Below are 18,504 nucleotides of genomic sequence, written 5' to 3'. Positions count from 1 at the left end.
CATGGAATGGAGTCCTCTCTGTAGATGTTCGAGTCAATTGTCCGTTTACACTCAAGCATCATACAAGAGGGCTTTTTTATTTTCAAGTCCACGAAAAGTTTTCTAACAGGAATGCTCCTTTCTTTATTCATTAGACTAGCCGAGCAAGAAACGATTCAATTATAAAATATTTGGAAATAAACAGGTTTTTTAGAGGGAATATGGAGAATTGAATCGAATAGGTACTGTATGTAAGCTATAAAGGGGAGAGAAGATGGAGAAGCTAAATCTGAAGTTACAACATTGTTATGGAATTGATCATTTAGAGCATACATTTGATTTCACAAAAGAAAAGTCTGTACAAATAATTTATGCTCCAAATGGTATTATGAAAACGTCCTTGGCTAAAACATTTGATGATTATAGTAAAGGGAAAGAGTCGTCGGATCAATTATCGCCACATTTAACAACAGTAAGAGATATTTTTGATGAGCAAGGTGAAAAGATTTCTGAAGAATCAATTTTCGTTATCAAATCGTATGAAAAATCATTTAAACCAACTATGGTATCTACACTTTTAGTTAATGAAGAATTGAAAAGTAAATATGAATCGGTGAACGAGAAAATTGAAGCTGAAACCAAAAAATTAATTTCAAATATAAATAAAATCGCGGGCTTAAGAAATGATACTGTTGTTAAATTTTGTGAATCGTTCGATGGTGACAGTTTCATAGAGGTTCTGTTCAGCATTTCGGAACATTTAAAAGAAAAGTCAAATGAAATTTACAGTGATATTAAGTATAATAAAATCTTCGATCCTAAAGTAGTAGACTTAGTTAAAACGAAAGATTTTCAAGATTGCATAATAGATTACATTACAAAGTATGATGATTTAGTAAATAATTCTAAATTATTTAAAAAAGAATTTAATCATTATAATGCGTTAACTATTCAAAAACAGTTAAAAGAGAATGGGTATTTTAAAGCAAATCATAGCGTAGTATTAAATTTGAGTGGTGAAGAACAGCATTTTCAAGATGAGGCTAGTTTGTTAGATGCAATTCAGCGAGAACAGGAAGAAATTTTGGGGGACGCCGCTTTAAAAGAAATTTTTGATAAAATTGACCAGAAGCTTACTACTTCAACATTGAGAGAGTTTCGAAATCTGTTACTAGAGAAGCGATTTTTAGTAACAGAATTACGTGATTTAGAGGCATTGAAAAGAAAGATGTGGCTATCGTACATTTTAAAAAATATTGAGCAATATAATTTGGTAATAGAAGAATACGAAGCGGGACAAGATATATTAAACGAGGTGTTGTTACAGGCTAAACAAGAACGAACTGAGTGGGAAAAAGTGATTGAAATTTTTAACAGCAGGTTTTATGTTCCATACAAATTAGAAATTGAAAATAAAGCAGATGCGATTGTTAAAGATAAGGACCCTAATATACATTATTTTTTTAATAATGTGACGCATCATGTTGAGAAGGAAGTGTTATTGCAAGTATTAAGCCAAGGTGAGAAACGCACATTTTATTTATTAAATATAATCTTTGAAATAGAGTCCAGAAGAAATAAAGGATTAAAAACTGTTTTAGTGGTAGATGATATTGCAGATTCATTTGATTATAAAAATAAATATGCAATTGTAGAGTACTTAAAAGATATTGCTAGTTACGAAAATTTTTATCTCATTGTGTTAACGCATAATTTCGATTTTATGAGGACGGTTCAAGACAGGATAAGCACTAGTGAATCAAAATATCATGCGACATTTATTGCGATGAAAGAAACTGACTCTATCATTTTAGAGAATGTGCCATACAAGTACATTTGTAATCCGTTAAAGAATTGGAAGCGAGATTTATCCGATGAAACAAAGTTAATTGCTTCAATAACATTTGCAAGGAACTTGGCAGAATATATAGGGGATACAGCTAATTTTAAGAAACTGACTTCATTATTACATTTGAAAGATGATACAAAGCATTTAAGAGTACGAGATATTGAAAACATTTATAAAGAAATATTTAAAGAGATAGATACAAGCAAGTTAACTAATAAAGAAGAAACAGTATATGATATTATAATACGATCTGCAGATATGATAGCTACACAGCATAGTCAAAAAGTGAATTTAGAAAATAAGATTGTGCTATCTATTGCAATTAGATTGAAAGCTGAAGAATATATGATTCGAGAAATCAATGACGATGCATTTGTTTCAAATATTAAGGATTGTCAAACAGGAAAATTATTAGGTAAATATAGAGATATTCCAAATAAAAGAAATTCTTCTGTTGATGTTTTGGAACGTGTAAATATAATGACACCCGAAAATATTCATTTGAATTCATTTATGTTTGAGCCAATATTAGATTTATCTAATGATCATTTAATCAAACTGTACAATGATGTAAATGATTTACTTAATCAAGTAGGATGCGTTTAAAGTACATTTTAAGGCATTACTTCATAAATAAGTGTTAAATGATGTAAATAGTAGCTTAATCCAAATATTTTTTATTCTGACGATTCAAAGAGTAGCGAGGACATACGCTGCTCTTTTTTCTTTTGACTGAGCGTATCTCATTTCCGCCAAATATAAAAATCGCCCCGAACGTATTCGAGGCGGTATTTCGTATATACTTCTCTTTGTGAGATCAATCATACTGAGTAGCAGTAGCCATCTCGTTAAAATATCGTCAAGTGGCTGTAATTGCTCGTCGTACTACGCTTTTAAGTACGTATACTGCTTTTTAAAATGTGAGAGTTATTGAAATATGATGTAAAAAGCCACTTCGAACAAGTTCTAGCGACTTCATACGTTACATATGTCGTTGTAATTGTTCGAGCTCGTCGATAGACAGACCCGTTGCTTGTTGAATTGTTTCAAGTTCGACGTGTAATGCAAGGAAGTTTTTCGCTAGCTGAAGTCGTTCCTCGTGGCGACCTTCTTCAATCCCTTTATCCTTCGCATCACTCAATCTCGCCTCGTCATCAATAATCGCCTTCAACCGCATCTCGTAAGCAAACCGTGTCTCCGGCGTTTGACTCAGCTCTTCCCACGTCCCGAACGCGTCAATTAAGTTTTCGTCCTTCATCGCCAACTCCTCCAATTCTTCGTAAATTTCCGTATACACTTTTTCTTTGCGTGCATCGACCATGCCGAGTAGCAACAACCATCTCGCTAAAATATCATCAAGTGGCTGTAATTTTTTATCATGCCACGCCTTCAAAAATTTATTCATCTCGATAAAATGCACTTCTAATACATCATCAATCGGACGTAAACGCTTTAACTCCGCGTCTTCGTACAAATGATACGTCGTGTGATAGTGCGCCAAATCGTTAAACACCGTGAAATTGCAAATGTTAATCGTAATCGTCGGCAAGAGCGTGCGATAACCTTTACCTTTCTCTAATTGTTTCGCAAACAGGCGCGACCAGTAATACAACGTGCGCTTCATCATATCGTCTTGATTCGATAGCTGCATTTCAATGTTAATGTGCTCACCCGACTGCGTTTTTACGAGCAAGTCGAGGCGTGATTGCTTGTCGCCATCATACTGACCACCGAGTTCCTCATTCAAAAACGTTACTTCTTTAATCGTGTCGCGTCCTGTTCGCGCTAAAATGGCATTCAAGAACACAATTGTAATGTGCTTGTTACGCTCGCTGCCGAACAGTTGCTTAAAGGCAAAATCTACTTTCAAATCAATGAGCTTGTGCAGCGGAATGCGTCGCAATGCTTGTTGATTCATCGAAAATCACCTCTATGTTAGTTTTGATTATAGCATACGAGCAAGTCGAGTCGCCGTCGAGGAAGTGGCGCAAAATAAAAATTTGTCTCATATTTTTCATTTTCAGAAAAATGAAAAATAAGTTGCTATTGTCGTGAAAACACCGTACACTGAAACTAATTAAATGATTTTGCAGGGGGACACATGTGTGTTGAGAAGGTTAAAACCTGACCCTTAGAACCTGATCCGTTAACACGGGCGTAGGGAGCAAGCAGTACAGCACCATTGTACATAATGCTCTCCATTTGTTGGAGGGCTTTTCTTTTGCAAATAATTTAGTTGCGGGGGGACGCTTAGCGTTGAGAAGGTTAAAACCTGACCCTTAGAACCTGACAGTTAATACTGGCGTAGGGAGCAATGGAGTGCATACGTATGCATTTTTTTAGGCGTCCCGCTTCGTGTAGGGCGCTTTTTTTAGTGCGAATATTACAGCGCAAATGAGCGACTGCGACGTATGCTTTTAAGTATTCCTCCTTACGCCTCGACAAAAGGAGAATGGATGATGGATTTTTGTGAAAAAGCAAGACAGCAAACCGCATACTTTTGGGAGGCAAGCTTTACCCACCCGTTCGTCACGGGTATTGCAGATGGCACGTTGCCACTGGAGAAATTCACGTATTACATGCTGCAAGATGCGTATTACTTAAAGCATTACAGTAAATTACTGGCGATGCTTGCGGCGAAGGCAACAGAGGAAGCAGACGTGGCGTACTTTTTGGAGTCGGCACATTTTATTCGCGAGGCAGAGCTTGAGCTGCACCGCACGACGTTTCGTGAGCTTGGCGTGACGACAGAAATGATGGCAAACTTTGAGCCAGCACCTGCTGCATACAATTACGTCAGCCATATGTATCAAGCGTTTTTCACAGGCACAATCGCGGAGGCGTATGCGGCAATTTTACCGTGTCCGTGGCTCTATCAAGAAATCGGCGTGCGACTGCGCGGTGCTACGCCAAACGTAAAGCTATACGATGAATGGTTGCAGCTGTACGGCTCTGAGGATATGGAGCGAAAAATCGGTGAACAAAAGGCGATGATGAACCGCTTCGCTGCGATGCCTGGAAACGACGAGCGCACGCTGCTGGAACATTTTAAGCGCAGCTGCTATTACGAATGGCAGTTCTGGGAAATGAGTTGGACGGCGCAAACGTGGGAAAGCGAGGTGTATATGAAATGACGCTAGCACATATTGCGGCGAAACAGCCACTTGTACATTGTATGACGAATACGGTCGTAACGAATTTCACAGCGAACGGCTTGTTGGCGATCGGTGCATCACCGATTATGGCAGATGCGATGGAGGAAGCGGCGCATATTACGTCGATTGCCGATGCACTGCTCATTAACATCGGCACGATTCAAGCACATACCGTTGAAGCGATGCATGCGGCGATGAAATCCGCAAAGGCACATCATAAGCCAGTTGTGCTTGACCCAGTCGGTGCAGGGGCAAGTCGCTACCGAATCGAGACGGTACGCGCATTATTAACGCACGGTGTTACGCTCATTCGCGGCAATGCGGGGGAGCTTGCGGCCATTGCGGGTGTCACATGGTCGGCAAAAGGCGTTGACGGTGGTGATGGAGAAGCGGACGTTGCGCACATTGCGAAAACGGTTGCAAAGGCGCATCGTTGCATCGTCGTTATTACGGGTGAGGAAGATGTCGTAACGGACGGTGAGACAGTCATTCATGTAGCAGGTGGCAACGCACAAGTAACACGCATTACAGGAAGCGGCTGCTTGCTTAGTGCAATCGTTGCGGCGTTACTCGCAAGCTGTGATGGTACGCTCGAGCAAATTGCGGCACTGCTTGCACAATATAAGGAAGCAGCAGTGAATGCGAACGGATTTGCTGGCACGTACGCGGTAACATTTTTAGATGCATTACAACAACTTTCGGAGGTGGACGTATGATTGCATGTACAATTGCAGGATCAGATAGTGGGGGCGGCGCAGGCATTCAAGCAGATGTGAAAACGTTTCAGGAGCTTGGTGTGTTCGGCACGACGGCGATTACGGCACTGACAGCACAAAATACGCTCGGGGTGCACGACATTCACGCAGTAGCACCAGCGTTCGTCGTAGCACAGCTCGATGCGATTTTAGCAGACTTTGACGTGAAGGCAGTGAAGACGGGCATGCTGTTTAGTAGCGATATTATTGAAGCGGTAGCAAGTCGCTTAAAGGTTGAACATTTACCGCTCATTATCGATCCGGTCATGATTGCAAAAGGTGGACAAAGCTTGTTGCAGCAGCAAGCAATCGATGCATTAAAGACGTATTTATTGCCGCTTGCGACCGTATGCACGCCGAACATTCCAGAAGCGGAGGCGTTAACGGGCATCGTCATTGATAGCGAGGAAACGATGCAGCAAGCCGCGTCGCATTTACTTGCATGTGGTGTGCAGTACGTCGTTATTAAAGGTGGACATGCAGCAGGAAATACAGCGCGTGATGCTATTTTTACGCAGCATGATGCACCGTTTTACGTCGAAACGTCGCGTGCGGACACGAAGCATACACACGGTACGGGATGCACGTTTTCAGCGGCGGTAACAGCATGTATCGCAAAAAACTTGTCGGTGCGTGATGCCATTATTGAAGCGAAGCGTTTTGTTGATGCGGCAATTAAGCATCCACTCGGTATCGGGCAAGGGTTCGGTCCGACGAATCATTTTGCATACAATCAAAAGCTAGCGAAGGAGAATGTATATGTGCTGTAATGTGAAAACGTATTTTATTATGGGCTCGGTAAACTGTGTGCGCGATCCGCTTGTCGTGCTAGAAGAGGCACTCGCAGCAGGCATTACGATGTTTCAGCTGCGTGAAAAAGGAGACGGTGCAAAAACGGGCGAGCAGTATGTCGCATTTGCGAAGGCGTGCCAGCATCTTTGTGCGCGCTATGCCGTACCGTTTATCGTCAATGATGATGTGGCGCTTGCAGTCGCGCTCGATGCGGACGGCGTGCATGTCGGGCAGGACGATGCGTCAATTCAAGCATATCGTCGTGCACATCCACAAAAAATCGTCGGTGTGTCGGTGCACAATGTAGCGGAGTTTGAACGGGCAATTGATGACGGGGCAAATTACGTCGGCATCGGTCCGATTTTTGAAACGACGTCAAAGCTTGATGCGAAGCCGCCAAGCATTGCATTTTTGCGCGAGGCTAGACGTGCGTATCCGAATTTTCCAATCGTTGCAATCGGAGGAATTACAACTGAGAATTGTAGCGTAGTACGAGCAGCAGGAGCGGACGGTGTGGCGGTCATTCGAGATATTGCGATGAATGAAAATGTCGCGCAAACGGTCGAGAAGTTTAATATGTCGTCAATTGGGTAAAGTCGCGGGACTAGCAGTAGTCAATTCGATTTACATAAAGGAGCGAATGATTTATTACATCATCTTCGTATACAATTGACGGTGGCTTATATAATGTATAATTAATAAACCCGAGTGTTCACGTTCATTACGTGAGGCACTCGGGTTTTTTTAGACGCTGAATCGGTCAGCGAGTAGTTGTTGATCAGCTGCGCGTGCGTTTAAGTCATCTGAAATGCTCGTTAGCTGTGTAATGACGGTTGAAATGTCTTGTACGGAGCCGTTTACTTGCTCTAGTTGCTGCGACTCGATGTTGATAGCGCTTGCGATATCGGAAATCGATGCCGATACTTCTTGAGCGGATGCCGACAGTTGCTCTGTTACTGCTGAAACGTCACGAATTTCGTCTTGCATATGGTTAACAGAAGCAGCGATTTTTTGGAACGCGACGTCGACTGTTTCGATGGACTCGACACCTTCTGCTACGACGGCATTATTGTGTAAAATGGATTTTTCCACGCTTTGTGTCGAATATTGAATTTGATCAATTAAACCGCGAATTTGCTCCGCTGATGCCTTTGATTGCTCCGCTAAGTTTCGCACTTCGTCTGCTACGACGGCGAATCCTTTTCCTGCTTCACCAGCACGTGCTGCTTCAATCGCGGCATTTAATGCGAGTAAGTTCGTTTGATCAGTAATATCGGTAATAACTTGAACGATTGCTGTAATCTCACTAGATTGTGTTGCAAGCGTGCGCACTTGTTCTGTCGTCTGCTGTGTGTTGTCTGAAATTTCATGCATTTTTTTCGATACGTCCGCAATTGTTTTTTGACCATCCTCTGAAATCATTACGGATTGCTGTGCGGCCTCTTGTAGTAGCTGTGTTGCCTCGGCAATGCGCTGTACGCCGGCTGCTGTTTCGTCCATCGCAATGGCACAGTCATTTGCCGTGAGCGTATTTTGCTGCGCTAAATGAAGGACGTCGCGCACATTTGTTGTAATGCCTACGCTTTTTTCTTCAGTCGTTTCAATTGAGCTACGCATATGACGCGTTGTCACTTGTACGTTGCTCGTGCCTTGCTGAAGTGTGAAAATGACGTCTGTTAGCGATTGTTTCATTTGATTAAATGAGTGAGCGAGTTCAGCAATTTCATCGTTTGTGCGAAGCGTAATGTCGCTGCCACCTAAATTGCCTGCTGCGACTTCTTGAACGGCGCTATGTAATTTTAGAAGCGGTAGCGTAATGACTTGACGTAAATAATAAAGTGTTGCGCCAATGCAACCAATTAATACGACAATTAGTGCAATACCTATTAAAATCGTGCGGTCTGTTTCGTTTGAGCTTTCACCACTCGTTGAAGCGAAAACATTGACGATATTATCTTCTAATGCTTTCGTATGCTCTAGTAAATGGGCTTCTGCTTGGAGACCTTTTGTATTGACTAGCTCGGTTGCATCTTTAATGTTGCGACGTGTTGCAAGCTGCATCGTTTCATCTAAAATTACAATGTATTCATCATATGCTTGCTGTAAATTATGTAGTAGCTGCTTGCTTTCGTCTTTCGTTGCGACTGCTTTCGTTTCCTCCATTAACGTGTTGATCGTTGCTTTAAAATTTTCGTACTTCACTTTGCCATCTGCTACACCTAGAATATAGCTTTGTACAGCGCTTCGACCATCCGTTGCCGCTGTCGAAATATCGCCTGCATTGCGTAAAATTGGCACTAAACTATCGATTCGGCTGCTATACGCTTCATCTGTCTTCTGTAGTTGAAAAATAAAATTAATGCTAATAATAAGCGTTACCGTTAAGATAAAGCTAAGGACGACTAGTATTTTTTTATTAATCGACATACGTAAACCCCCCTATTTTAAATATTTGCAAAAAAGAAGTAGAATTCTCTTTCTGTTTTATTTTACACGATTTATAGCTTTTATACTGTTTTATTTTTAAAGTTACGTGAAAAAATTGTTGTGACGTACATAATGAAAAAGACCCACTTCACTTAAAATAGGAAGTGGGCTATTTTGTATATTATTCGCCGTACAATAGCTCATATTCTTTTTGAAGCATTTTGTATACGTAAGCATCCTTTTTTTCATAATGCTTAATAAACTGTAACATGATCGTATGATGTTTGACGTTATATTGCTCACGATAAAGCGTTGCCCATGCGTAATCTTTGTCGCTAAATAACGAGCCGCGCTTTGAAATACCACACATTAAATCCATTGCCTCATCTGTGCTAACGTCCTCATCCGTTAAGTTTTGAAACGCATGCATATCGACTTTTACCTTCTCTAAAAATTCCAGCATATAGCCTTCATTTTTATTAACGACACGAATTGGCAAATGGAATTCCTTTAATGTTTTATTCAGTAAGTATACGGAGTTATAAATATTGTTCATACCTTTATTTGGCCATAAATCCTCAGACAGCCGCCATTTATTGACGATGCACTGGTGATGCGTCAACAAATATGCAAACAGTTCCTCGACTTTGCGCGTCGGCCATTTAATCGCCTGCTCTTGCGACGCGAACACGGTGAATGTACCGAAGCAATGGATGAAAGGTTCCTTTTTATTTCTTATGTCGTTTACTTCGTTATACATTTGCTGCATTTTATGTTTTTTTAATAGTTTTGGCGTAATGGCCTCGATGTTTTCAGGCATGATAGGTTTAAGCAAATAATCGCTTGCCTCTAGTTTTAGTGCATCAAGTGCGTAATGTGTATAAGCAGTAGTGAATACGAGCTGACAGTTGTCTGATTGAATATGTGTCGCAAGTTCAATACCGTTCATTTTAGGCATTGCAATATCTAAAAATAAAATATCTGGCGCAAGCGTTGGAAATTCCTTTAGCGCTTCCTCAGGGTTTGAAAATGCCCCAACGACTTCGTATGCTGGATGAGCGTTTAAAAAATAAACGAGCATGTGTAATAAATTTTCTTCATCCTCTACTACAACGGTTTTAAGCATGTATTCCTCATCTCTCTTTCTATAACAACTGCTCATATGTCGTTACTATATTACCATATCAGATCTGTTGATACGCCACTTTTATACAGCTGAATTGGTTGTTTTCGGCAGCAAAGTAGTGTAGTGGCATTGAGCGTGCGACGATACTGCTAAAGGAACAGCTGAAATTCTTTTGGCGACGAGTAACCACAGCAGCATGTGCCTCAAAATTTTGTAAGCCGCGAACTGCCAGATGAATGGCGTATTCAAAGAATTATAAAATTGGAATACGTAGTTCGACGCGTGTACCAATACTAGGTGTGGAATCGATCGCCACATTGCTATTTGGCATGAGTTGCAAACGCTTCTTCACGTTCATGACACCGATACCTTGATTTTCGTATGTGCCGCGCTGAATATTTTTAAGTACGTGCGGCTCCATACCGATGCCGGTGTCCTCAACAATGACGAGCAGTATGTTGTCTTGTTTCGTAATTGTAACCGTAACGCTTCCTTCATCAACTTGATTAAATAAACCATGGCGAATCGCATTTTCGACAAATGGTTGAATGACGAGCGGTGGAATAAACAACGACATGAGCGCATCATCGACATAAGAACTGTACGTAATTTTATTCGGAAATCGCGCCTGCTCGATTTCGACATATGCATCAATTAACGACAGCTCCTTTTGCAATGTAATCGCGTCGTTACTATTGTTATTTTCGAAAATAAAGCGTAAGTACGTGCTAAATTTGCCGAGTAAATGAGCGGCCTTCATGTTGTCGATGTAGCAAAGTGCCATAATATTACTTAGTGCGTTATAAATGAAATGTGGTTTAATTTGTGCATTGAAAAATGAGATTTTGGATTGCATTACTTCTTTTTTCGATAAATGAAGCTCCTGTGCTAAGTTGCGATGATGTAGCAAGGCGTATAAGAAAATATTGAAAATAAACATGAGCATCCATAAAATCGTTTGAACGTTTGTACCAAAAATTGTGTAATAGAGTCGCAAGCTTAAATATGTGCATAAATAAAGTAATGCTTGTATTAAAACGACATGCTCTAACGATAGCTCCTTGCGTTTATAAAAGGAGTAGCATAACAGGCATGTGAAGAAAAAAAGTGTCGTAATTAATAGCAGCCATAGTGATAGCTCAAGCTTATTATAAATATGTGTTTGCACGAAAAAGAGCGAGCAGATGGCGACTGCAACTAGTATGATGAGTAAAGAAAATGCCTTTTTTCGCAGCGGTCGATCGTACAACGTCGTAATTAAAACGTATAGTGGGATGATAGTTAATAAGCCGGCGACCGTTTTTAGCTGAAGCGGCAAATTACTGTCAATAAATGGCCACATATCGAGTAAGCCGTCGCTTGAGACGAAAAATGAACAGCTAATAAAAATAAAATATAAACTAATTTGCAGCTGGAACACGAAACGTTTTTGCGCATAAATGCCAAACGAGTACAAACTCACGAAAAGAAAGCTACAAAGAATCATGAGCGTCATAGCAAATTGTTTAAAGATGAATCGCTGCATCGTATCGAGCGGTGCAATCGTCGGAGCTTGCAAAAAGCCGATGCGTCCGTTTACAGGTGTAACGAGAAGTTCGATTGTCGTCACTTTTTTGGGCGCATAAAAGTTAATTGTTTTACCGAAGTTAAATTGCTTTGAAGCATCGAATCGTTGTCCGTCGATAAACATCGTAAACGGTTCATGTTTGTGCGTTGATGAAGTTAACTTTTCTGTTAATATTGGTGCTTTTTCGTCCTTTTCTGAAAAAATAAAACACTAGTTATGTAGTTAACTTAAACGAATAAGGTTAACTTCAAGTTGATTTATCACACAATCGGAGCACAACAAAAAAACGACGAAATGAACTCGTCGTTGAACGTCATATACCTGCATCGCAAATGTTTTGAGGATTTTATTCGTATCAATGCAGCTAAATGATCTTCTTCGTATTTACTAGCTCTTCTTTACATTCAACTGTCTGACCAGAGTCATCTGGATAATACAACTCTTTTCGAAGACATACATCTTTATGAACTAGCTGTTCCCCTTTGAATCGAAGCCAAATTTCATCATCTGCCATCACACCATGTGTTTTGCGGACAATGCCCCAACGGTTGTACGCTTGCATGCCGAGGCTTTCAAGCAGCTCCTTTGCATTTGCGCGTGTCGGTGGGAAGGTACGCCACTTTAGCCACTTCTCCAGCTCCTCTAGCGTAATATGCCCCTCCATATTCGGTGAGAACTGCTTATTGAAATCCGTAATGTAATTCACTACATACGGCGTGCCACCATTTGCGGGCTTTAAATCAACCGTTGCGATAACGTCGTCCATCCACATCACATCGAACTTCATATAATCAATCATGTATTTCACGTCCTTCTATGAAAGAGTGTTGTTAAAATAGGTGTTTCCGTCAGAAAAAATCCCTTAACGTTGTAAATCCGCATTTTTCTGACGGGACCCCATCCCTTCTTAGGACAACTCGCCTTCATTTTTGCTCATCTAATTGTGTTTAACAAAGCATCTAATTCTTGTATTTTTTCTTTTTGAAACGCTTTTAATAGTTTTCTTACTTTTGATTCAGGCGCAATTTTATGTAGACATATGTAATAACAAAAGTCCTTTAGTGTATCTTGTACCAACTTCCTATTTTCCGTTTCGTCTTCTGAAGCAACCTCAAGTTCATTATCATCAATGACCTCTTGAATATCCCCGTCATTACTACAAATAATGGCGGCACTTATTAAGAGAGCTGCAGCTAGGCAATGAATCTCACCTAAGTCATTGGTGCCTTTTAAACGACGTCCTTGTTCCATTTTTTTCTGGTCGAGCTGGCGAAATGCTTGCTTCATCTGATGAACATATCCTTCATAAATATCATACAAATCATCTGATAAGCAATTTTCATCATCTGGATTAAACAAATGCCATCGACCGTCATCAATATATTGTGTCACTTTATTTCGAGCACTCACGCTCAATAGTTCGTCTAATACCATTTGATGAATATATACTTCTTCATACAGTGCGTCGATCCACTCGAAAATAGAATCGTGTTGATACCAATCTGCCTGTAAAAGAATATTTGTATCGACAAATACTTTCCCCAAGCGCTTATTCATTCGCGATTCCCTCTTGTCGCAGCTGTTCACTCACGCTCGGTGCAAATCCTGCTAACTTATTGCTGGCCGTTAACGGGTCTAATCCCTTCTCCACATGCATTAACACTTGTTTTTCATATGCATGAAATTTTGTGTCATGAAGAGCTAAATCAAGTGGCGAATCAGGCAAAGCATAGTGTTGGCGTAATTGTTGCCACTCTTCTTCTGAATGCGATACGTTAATTGTTTCTCCTACCTCAACTATTCTACGTTCAACCGTTTTATAAGGAGCTGCTGATAAATCAGCAATGGTCAGTACAGCCTGTTCTTCGTTCCACTTTTCGTTGAACCGTTTCCAGAGTGCTTTGACAAGAGGCTTTGGTAATAGTAAACAGGCGGCAAAGCGGTCTGCAGCACGTTCATGATCAAACCGTTCTTGTTGCATTTGACTTGCTTCTGAAAGGTGCCAAAGCTCATGTGCCGCAGTAAAATACCGTGTTCGTAATGGGTGATGTGTATTTAATACGACAAATTTATCGCCTGATTGATGTGTAATCGCTGCACCAAAAAAAGCAGGATCTTCAATATTTTTATACACTAAATGTACTTTCTCACTTAAAATACGTTCAATTTGAGAGCCTACAAACAAATCATAGCCATATACATCATCTAAAAAAGAGGCAGCAAAGGCTTCAGCCGTTTTTTCAGCTTGTTCGCGTCTATTCATTTAATCCACCTGCTTCATCGTCACATAATCTTCAATCGCAAAAAGGACGGCTTCAAACGCTCGTTTCGACTGGCGATTCGTCAGTTCCCCTCTAAAAACAACTTCCAAAGGCTCGTTTGTTTCATTCCCTTTGACGAGATCCTTTACTTCAGTACCTAATGCTTTTGCAATAGCAATTAAACGCTCAGGCTTCATAACACGTTCCCCTGATAGCATATGACCGATTAACGATTTACTAATCCCTGTATCATTACTTAAATCTTGATAGGATTTTCCTTGTTCCTGTAATAAAACTTTAATGCGGTTTAACACATATTCATTGGATTTCATACAATCCCTCCATTGTCTACATTTATCCTATTTTACTTGTAGACGTCTACAATATACTCTTATTATATGATGATGCATACAGATTTACAACGTTAGAGCGCTATCACCGAAATGCGGTAGTAAGCGACGATGTATGCACGATTATATGCAGCCTTCGACAAATGTTGAATTTTGTCGAAGGTTGCTGTACCAGTGTTTGGTGGACGTTGCATAAAAAGCTGTATAACGGATGAACACAAAGAAACCCACGAAACGTTGCTGTATCAACGATTTGTGGGTTTTGTCGAGGTTCCCAAACTTTGATTTGGGAACGTTATTTAATTATGAGGTGTATAAGCCATTCAAAAAATGTTTTTATAAAAATTGAATCCACTTATGCCCGGGTTCGTGCAGTTCAAGTGCAGACCGTAGCCATTGTTTTTTTTCATTATCGAGATAGTCTTTTATAGTGTAAAAATCTTGATGGTCTTTTTCTCTTGTATTCCTCGCCTTATATAAAAGTACAATTTCTGGGTTTAGGTAAGGGATGCCTGTATCAGAATAACTCCATACTAAATCAAGTGGCGAGGAAATTCTTAAATCCCTTCTAAATATCCAATTATTATCTTTCGTTTCATTTAGTAGAATTTCTATATTATCTCCATTCAGTTTATTAGTAGCGTGTATTTCGTGAGTAGGTAACTCTAAAAACTCATCTCCCCAATTATGGAACTCACCTTTTACCACTTTTTTAAAATCCCATTCTTTTAAATATTCTTTTAAATTTAGTTGGTCTTTTCGGAATAAAGCAATCTCTAAGTCTTTGTGTTCTCTTGTTTCTTTTCCTAAAAAAAGGTCAATTGCCCATCCACCAGCAATGAACCAAGTTTTATTAAAACTATTCATTAGTGAAATAATACTTTGGCATTGTTCAAATAACATTAAAATTCCCCCTGAAAAATTCATCTTTCCATCATACCATTTCCACTTTAAATTCCAATTCCTTATTAAGGTTCCCAAAGCGCTGTTTGGGAAACAAAAAGCAGTTGAGACAATGAGTGTCTAACTGCTTAATCTGAGGTTCCAAATGTCAAAAGCAAAATACAGATGTTGGACAAGCGTATATTTGTAACGCTACTCTTTGTTACTACTTATTAGAGAAAAAACTTCAGGTATGATTTCACCTATAACAAAAAATCTATTAGATACTTCATACTCATCTTCAAGTAAAACTTCTTGCATACTTACTAGATCCATATTTGTAGAGTAATTTATATTTAGAGTTTTTTTAATGTCATATTCAGGATTAACAACTTCCCAACGTTGCCATAATGAATCTCTAATATAAAAATCTTGATAACTTTCTATATTTTTATGAATAATAATCTGAGTATTTCTAATTTCTTCAGGTCTAATTAATAATGTAATTAATACGTCAGAATAACCCGGAAGTTTATTTTGAATTAAATAAAGTGTACTATCAATCATCTCTTGTAAGATTTGAGAACGCACCTTATTTGAATAATTTAATAGATCACTAGAAGCAGGCACATAAAAATTGAAATAAGAGTCATTATAAAATTCAGTTGGGAAATTCTTGGTTTTTTTTTTGATTTCTAAAAGCACATTACGAACTTTTCTTTTTAAGCCTCGTTGCTTTTTCATACAGTTTGACACCACTTTCTAAATACGTAATAATACCACTTATTTCTTACAGCTTAATAGTACGACCATTTACAGGTCCTTTATACATTGTCCCATCAAATGGATCCATACTAAAGAGTTAATGAGTAAGCGATTTTTTTATTTAATATCCATCGTTTTGTAAGGTGAAAAACTAATAGTGTCGAGAAGACAAATACTAATAAGGTAGTTACAAGAATAATAACGCTAACAACATTTAAATTCCATTCGGTCAGCCTACTAATACGATATATGTTGGCTATAAGTTCAATTGGAATAAATAGTGATAAAGCATATAAGATACTAATAAAATTGATTTTTATAATTTGATTCACATAATTTCTCCTTTACCAGTTAATGTAGTTGAAAAGACGAAATATTGCCATTTGTAAACTGATTAGGTTGCGCCTAAAACTCACTAATTCCGGCTAAATGGAGGTTATAAAATAGTTTCAGACCAAACCTAATAAAAATTAAAAAATTATCAGGTCTGTTGATTAGCCATTTTTATAAAGCTGAATCTGTTGTTTTCAGTAGCAAAACTGACATGAATGCAGCATTGTAGTGGCATGGGAGCGTGCGGCGAGACTCCTTGGGGAAAAGCTCGTGCCTCAAGACCCCGTAAGCCGCGACGTAGGAGCGGTGCGGAGGCATGAGGAAGGTGATGAGCGCCACATCCATGTGGCATCACCTTCATGACCAACATCGTGTTCGCCGCCGAGCCCCAGGAATTTATCTGTCTCGAGTAATCGCAGAGACAAAGCGAGCCGCCATACGCGAAATGCCAGTTGAATGGCTAATCAACACGCTTGATTTAGATATAGATAAATATATTTTTATAATAGCATGATATACATTGATGGAATGAAATTTATTTTTATCAATAAATAAAATGTTTATTTTTAATTTAATTTTCTTTTAAAATCAATAATATATGTATTTTGTTTTGCGAACGCATATAATGGGAGTATGACTAGAAAGGATGGATTTATGGTGAAATCATTATATGAATTGATTGGAGAACGAATTCAATCGTATTTGAATCAATACAATGTATCTCAAAAAGAATTTGCTGAGCAGATTAACGTATCCCCCCAAGTAATGAATAAAATTATTCAAGGGAAGAAAGCAATTAATGCTATGGAAATTCAACAAATTGCGAAAGCATTATCGATTTCAACGGATCAGCTTGTTGGCGAAGTTCAACCAGCTGCGCCAATTACAGACCCTGTACTTTACATGATGGGGAAAACTGAAAATGAGCAGACGAAAGAAAAGCTACGTTTCTTAGACCACATTATGGAGCAAATGCTTCGTATTAAAGAAATTGCGAAGTAAGGAGATTGGACGATGAATGAATTAACCGCAGAAGATATTAAACTTCTCGATCAACGGGTGAATGAACAGCTAGGTCGCTTACAATTAACGAATCAAATTGTCCGAGAACAAATTTTTCGTATTTTACAAAACGAAACAACTTTTATGCACTATCCGATTGAAGACGATGAGCTATGTGCATTTGTTTGTCAGAAAAAGGGGCAATTGTTTTCTTATATCAATAGCTATATACCACACGATAAACAAATCTTTGCGGCAGCTCATGAACTGTATCATATTTGGTATGAAAAGCAACGACTTAACGAAATTGAAATGTTGTTGAATCGAACACTTGAAGAAGAGCCAGTTGAACGAAGTGAGAAGATGGCAAATCGTTTCGCTGCTATGTTTCTTGTTCCAGAGCTAGTTCTGCGCCAGCAATTGAATGCTCTGCAAATTCGCCGAGAAACGATTGCGTTAAAGGATATAGTTAAGTTAATTCCTATTTTCCAAGTGCCTTATAAAACACTCGTGTTGCGTTTATTTGAAATCGGTTTTATTTCTGAAAAACAATGTCAGCAATTTTTAATCGTTCCAGATCGAGATCCTTCGCAAGGTGTCGTGTATCAAATGAAGGTTTCGCAATTGCCGCTAGATTCACAGCAACGCTCAAACGTCATTATGCTCGATGGTTATATTGAACATGTACTGAGAGCGTATGATGACGAAAAAATCTCTTATGCCGAGTTAAGAGAATATTTAGCACTAGCCAATCAAACACCAGGTGATTTCGGCTATCCTGAAATGACAGCAGATGACATGTCGATGCTATTAGAGGACTGCGATGATTAAATGGGAGAAAGCATTATTAGATTCGGACTTTTCTTTTAAACTCGGACAATGGACAAGTGTGAATGTAATTGAAGATTATGTAGGCGCATTAGTCGGAAAAATTTATATACATCGACATATATACGAGCAAGAGATTTTAACGCCTCGCAGTGTGAAAGAGCAAATCGATCGGTTGATTGCGAAAGGAAAAGCAGAAGTCGTTGATTTAAGTACACTTCCTTCACCGCTTGAAAAATCACCTCGATAAATTGCCCGATAAATGGTAGTAAAACTAATCGTAAAAGCGGCTTTCTCGAACTGAATGCGATTGGCGATCTGTTCTCGTGACCACTCTCATGTAAAAACAATTTTTTAACAAGCGCTTTTAATTCAGCGTTGTCTAACAGGCGTTTGCGACTACAGTTTGTTTTTCTTTTCGTATAGTTATGTT

18 protein-coding genes and 2 riboswitches are annotated in these 18,504 nt (G+C 39.1%); of the genes, 8 read left to right on the top strand and 10 right to left on the bottom strand.

Features of this window, described 5'->3' with window-relative positions:
- The first annotated feature begins 253 nt into the window (after positions 1–253).
- Entirely contained in the window at positions 254–2,434 is a 2,181-nt protein-coding gene (locus tag A6K76_RS03840; RefSeq protein WP_066462271.1) for an AAA family ATPase, read from the top strand.
- A 376-nt stretch (positions 2,435–2,810) separates the two neighbouring features.
- On the opposite strand, the gene A6K76_RS03835 is transcribed toward A6K76_RS03840, so the two are convergent.
- Positions 2,811–3,746 carry an Rpn family recombination-promoting nuclease/putative transposase gene (locus A6K76_RS03835; protein WP_083995267.1) on the bottom strand — a complete coding sequence of 312 codons (936 nt, stop codon included), beginning with the start codon at positions 3,744–3,746 and terminating at the stop codon, positions 2,811–2,813.
- Between the two features lie 163 nt (positions 3,747–3,909).
- Positions 3,910–4,009: riboswitch (TPP riboswitch) on the top strand.
- Positions 4,010–4,058: 49 nt separating this feature from the next.
- Positions 4,059–4,156, top strand: a riboswitch (TPP riboswitch).
- A gap of 131 nt (positions 4,157–4,287) precedes the next feature.
- Between A6K76_RS03835 and tenA the strand changes: the two genes are divergently transcribed.
- Genes tenA through thiE form a run of 4 tightly spaced genes read left to right on the top strand, consistent with a single transcriptional unit; the run spans position 4,288 to position 7,124 of the window.
- The gene (gene tenA, locus A6K76_RS03830) at positions 4,288–4,962 is read left to right on the top strand and encodes a thiaminase II (protein WP_066462269.1); all 675 of its coding nucleotides are present in this window, start codon (positions 4,288–4,290) and stop codon (positions 4,960–4,962) included.
- A complete protein-coding gene (gene thiM / locus A6K76_RS03825; RefSeq protein ID WP_066462267.1) occupies positions 4,959–5,699 on the top strand; it encodes a hydroxyethylthiazole kinase in 741 nt (246 codons plus the stop codon). The genes tenA and thiM overlap by 4 nt, the downstream gene beginning before the upstream one ends.
- Complete coding sequence (gene thiD / locus A6K76_RS03820; protein ID WP_066462265.1) at positions 5,696–6,508, top strand: bifunctional hydroxymethylpyrimidine kinase/phosphomethylpyrimidine kinase; 813 nt, start codon at positions 5,696–5,698, stop codon at positions 6,506–6,508. Before thiM ends, thiD begins: the two co-directional genes overlap by 4 nt.
- Positions 6,492–7,124, top strand: a complete 633-nt coding sequence (thiE, locus tag A6K76_RS03815) for a thiamine phosphate synthase (RefSeq protein WP_066462264.1) — start codon at positions 6,492–6,494, stop codon at positions 7,122–7,124. Before thiD ends, thiE begins: the two co-directional genes overlap by 17 nt.
- A gap of 150 nt (positions 7,125–7,274) precedes the next feature.
- On the opposite strand, the gene A6K76_RS03810 is transcribed toward thiE, so the two are convergent.
- The 9 genes from A6K76_RS03810 to A6K76_RS03770 form a co-directional block, all read right to left on the bottom strand.
- Positions 7,275–8,957 carry a methyl-accepting chemotaxis protein gene (locus A6K76_RS03810; protein ID WP_066462262.1) on the bottom strand — a complete coding sequence of 561 codons (1,683 nt, stop codon included), beginning with the start codon at positions 8,955–8,957 and terminating at the stop codon, positions 7,275–7,277.
- Positions 8,958–9,138: 181 nt separating this feature from the next.
- Positions 9,139–10,083 carry a response regulator gene (locus A6K76_RS03805; RefSeq protein WP_066462260.1) on the bottom strand — a complete coding sequence of 315 codons (945 nt, stop codon included), beginning with the start codon at positions 10,081–10,083 and terminating at the stop codon, positions 9,139–9,141.
- A 253-nt stretch (positions 10,084–10,336) separates the two neighbouring features.
- Complete coding sequence (locus tag A6K76_RS03800; RefSeq protein ID WP_066462259.1) at positions 10,337–11,773, bottom strand: sensor histidine kinase; 1,437 nt, start codon at positions 11,771–11,773, stop codon at positions 10,337–10,339.
- A 241-nt stretch (positions 11,774–12,014) separates the two neighbouring features.
- Complete coding sequence (locus tag A6K76_RS03795) at positions 12,015–12,449, bottom strand: hypothetical protein (protein ID WP_066462257.1); 435 nt, start codon at positions 12,447–12,449, stop codon at positions 12,015–12,017.
- A gap of 134 nt (positions 12,450–12,583) precedes the next feature.
- Positions 12,584–13,207, bottom strand: coding sequence for a PIN domain-containing protein (locus A6K76_RS03790; RefSeq protein ID WP_066462256.1), 624 nt, complete (start codon positions 13,205–13,207; stop codon positions 12,584–12,586).
- Positions 13,200–13,913, bottom strand: a complete 714-nt coding sequence (locus A6K76_RS03785; RefSeq protein WP_066462255.1) for an ImmA/IrrE family metallo-endopeptidase — start codon at positions 13,911–13,913, stop codon at positions 13,200–13,202. Before A6K76_RS03785 ends, A6K76_RS03790 begins: the two co-directional genes overlap by 8 nt.
- Positions 13,914–14,243: a helix-turn-helix domain-containing protein gene (locus A6K76_RS03780; protein WP_066462254.1), complete on the bottom strand. Its 330-nt coding sequence runs from the start codon at positions 14,241–14,243 to the stop codon at positions 13,914–13,916.
- 354 nt (positions 14,244–14,597) lie between these two features.
- Complete coding sequence (locus tag A6K76_RS03775) at positions 14,598–15,164, bottom strand: nucleotidyltransferase domain-containing protein (protein WP_066462252.1); 567 nt, start codon at positions 15,162–15,164, stop codon at positions 14,598–14,600.
- A 192-nt stretch (positions 15,165–15,356) separates the two neighbouring features.
- On the bottom strand, positions 15,357–15,887 hold the full coding sequence (locus A6K76_RS03770; RefSeq protein WP_066462251.1) for a DUF3916 domain-containing protein: 531 nt from the start codon (positions 15,885–15,887) through the stop codon (positions 15,357–15,359).
- Between the two features lie 1,008 nt (positions 15,888–16,895).
- Here A6K76_RS03770 and A6K76_RS03755 point away from each other — a divergent pair.
- The 3 genes from A6K76_RS03755 to A6K76_RS16990 are packed head-to-tail and all read left to right on the top strand — an operon-like array spanning position 16,896 to position 18,321.
- Complete coding sequence (locus A6K76_RS03755) at positions 16,896–17,243, top strand: helix-turn-helix domain-containing protein (protein WP_066462245.1); 348 nt, start codon at positions 16,896–16,898, stop codon at positions 17,241–17,243.
- Between the two features lie 12 nt (positions 17,244–17,255).
- A complete protein-coding gene (locus A6K76_RS03750; protein WP_066462243.1) occupies positions 17,256–18,074 on the top strand; it encodes an ImmA/IrrE family metallo-endopeptidase in 819 nt (272 codons plus the stop codon).
- Positions 18,067–18,321, top strand: coding sequence for a hypothetical protein (locus tag A6K76_RS16990; RefSeq protein WP_066462241.1), 255 nt, complete (start codon positions 18,067–18,069; stop codon positions 18,319–18,321). Before A6K76_RS03750 ends, A6K76_RS16990 begins: the two co-directional genes overlap by 8 nt.
- The last annotated feature ends 183 nt before the right edge of the window (positions 18,322–18,504 follow it).

It is taken from the genome of Caryophanon latum, from assembly GCF_001700325.1.
Lineage (GTDB): Bacteria > Bacillota > Bacilli > Bacillales_A > Planococcaceae > Caryophanon > Caryophanon latum.
The sequence above is the reverse complement of the archived record's forward strand: the minus strand, read 5'-3'. Positions and strand labels throughout refer to the sequence as shown.

Bases quoted from the DNA above. Each gene is read 5' to 3' on its own strand.
- A6K76_RS03795 (WP_066462257.1), bottom strand. From the start codon at position 12,449: ATGATTGATTATATGAAGTTCGATGTGATGTGGATGGACGACGTTATC.
- A6K76_RS16990 (WP_066462241.1), top strand. From the start codon at position 18,067: ATGATTAAATGGGAGAAAGCATTATTAGATTCGGACTTTTCTTTTAAA.
- A6K76_RS03810 (WP_066462262.1), bottom strand. From the start codon at position 8,957: ATGTCGATTAATAAAAAAATACTAGTCGTCCTTAGCTTTATCTTAACG.
- A6K76_RS03770 (WP_066462251.1), bottom strand. From the start codon at position 15,887: ATGAAAAAGCAACGAGGCTTAAAAAGAAAAGTTCGTAATGTGCTTTTA.
- A6K76_RS03805 (WP_066462260.1), bottom strand. From the start codon at position 10,083: ATGCTTAAAACCGTTGTAGTAGAGGATGAAGAAAATTTATTACACATG.
- thiE (WP_066462264.1), top strand. From the start codon at position 6,492: ATGTATATGTGCTGTAATGTGAAAACGTATTTTATTATGGGCTCGGTA.
- A6K76_RS03835 (WP_083995267.1), bottom strand. From the start codon at position 3,746: ATGAATCAACAAGCATTGCGACGCATTCCGCTGCACAAGCTCATTGAT.
- thiD (WP_066462265.1), top strand. From the start codon at position 5,696: ATGATTGCATGTACAATTGCAGGATCAGATAGTGGGGGCGGCGCAGGC.
- tenA (WP_066462269.1), top strand. From the start codon at position 4,288: ATGGATTTTTGTGAAAAAGCAAGACAGCAAACCGCATACTTTTGGGAG.
- A6K76_RS03750 (WP_066462243.1), top strand. From the start codon at position 17,256: ATGAATGAATTAACCGCAGAAGATATTAAACTTCTCGATCAACGGGTG.
- A6K76_RS03780 (WP_066462254.1), bottom strand. From the start codon at position 14,243: ATGAAATCCAATGAATATGTGTTAAACCGCATTAAAGTTTTATTACAG.
- A6K76_RS03800 (WP_066462259.1), bottom strand. From the start codon at position 11,773: ATGTTTATCGACGGACAACGATTCGATGCTTCAAAGCAATTTAACTTC.
- A6K76_RS03840 (WP_066462271.1), top strand. From the start codon at position 254: ATGGAGAAGCTAAATCTGAAGTTACAACATTGTTATGGAATTGATCAT.
- A6K76_RS03785 (WP_066462255.1), bottom strand. From the start codon at position 13,913: ATGAATAGACGCGAACAAGCTGAAAAAACGGCTGAAGCCTTTGCTGCC.
- A6K76_RS03775 (WP_066462252.1), bottom strand. From the start codon at position 15,164: ATGTTATTTGAACAATGCCAAAGTATTATTTCACTAATGAATAGTTTT.
- A6K76_RS03790 (WP_066462256.1), bottom strand. From the start codon at position 13,207: ATGAATAAGCGCTTGGGGAAAGTATTTGTCGATACAAATATTCTTTTA.
- thiM (WP_066462267.1), top strand. From the start codon at position 4,959: ATGACGCTAGCACATATTGCGGCGAAACAGCCACTTGTACATTGTATG.
- A6K76_RS03755 (WP_066462245.1), top strand. From the start codon at position 16,896: ATGGTGAAATCATTATATGAATTGATTGGAGAACGAATTCAATCGTAT.